Genomic DNA, 1,027 nt, shown 5'->3' with positions numbered 1-1,027 from the left:
ATATATTAGGGTATATACGGTGGAATTGTCAAATGATGCAGTGCTTAAGATAGAGCAGGCTTTATCTATACCACGCTTATCTAAGTATGAAAATTTCTATAAAGATAAAGGTGAACCATATGAAAAATCTGATGTATTGATGCTTTATGAACGTAATTTAATAATTTCCAATAAGTTTTTTTACTTATTAAATTATTTTGAAGTTGTTCTGAGAAATGCTGTTGTTCAGGCAATAGAAATATCTTTTAGGTGTAATGAAACAAATAGTTGGCATGAAAATGAAGCTTTTATTCGAAGCCTTAGCCGTAGAGGGAGGTATAGCCCTAAAAGTATGTTTGATAGTGCTAAAGAGAAGTTCCCAGATTCGCCTAGTAAAATGATCCCTGAGCTTAAATTTGTATTCTGGCAAAAGATGCTTATGGCTAATTATGAAGAACGTATTTGGCAGGGATGTTTTAATTCTATTTTTCCTAATGCAACAGTTGAAAACAGGCAAATTTTTTACGATTGGACAGATCAATTACGTGAATTAAGAAACAGGATTGCTCATCATGAACCGATTATTTTTAACCGTAATCTAGAAAATGATTTAGAGGTTTTAACAAAATTTATTTACTGTCGTTGTATTAATACATACGATTTTATCGAGCAATCTGCATTAGATCTAAAAGAATATTTAGATTTTTAAGATAAGAATTTCACCCCAAACAATCGAAAGGTCAGACTATTTTGCAAATGTTGAATTAACAAGGTTAGTAGTAAAGCAGTAAATCCGATAACGGTAGCAGTGTTTCCTAACACCTGAGTTAAGCCGCGCCGCAAAGCGGCGTCGGCTTGGACGAATTGTTAGGCCGCATATCGCGACCTGAAAGCGGCACGCAAGACCTCAACCTTTTCCGCCCCGAGTGAGGTGCATGCGAACCTGTAGGACTCTATGTGCTTTGTAGGCCAGTCCACTGGTGGTACTTCATCGGCATAGTAAAAGTAATCCCAGATGATCGCCTCCCAGCTGTTACAACGGACTGGC

General features: G+C 36.8%; 2 protein-coding genes. One reads left to right on the top strand and one right to left on the bottom strand.

All coding sequences use genetic code 11. The annotated features are described in order from the left end of the window. The coding region (locus DLK05_RS16500) for an Abi family protein (RefSeq protein ID WP_209319935.1) at positions 1 to 688 on the top strand (688 nt) is incomplete at its 5' end. Positions 689 to 846: 158 nt separating this feature from the next. Here the strand turns inward: DLK05_RS16500 and DLK05_RS16495 are convergent. Next, positions 847 to 1,027 (bottom strand): nucleotidyltransferase domain-containing protein (locus DLK05_RS16495; RefSeq protein WP_369073581.1); only part of this gene is annotated, 181 nt, incomplete at its 5' end.

It is taken from the genome of Ancylomarina longa (assembly GCF_003996985.1).
GTDB classification, from domain to species: Bacteria; Bacteroidota; Bacteroidia; order Bacteroidales; family Marinifilaceae; genus Ancylomarina_A; species Ancylomarina_A longa.
Note: the sequence above shows the minus strand (reverse complement) of the source record. Positions and strands in the feature narration are given on the sequence as shown.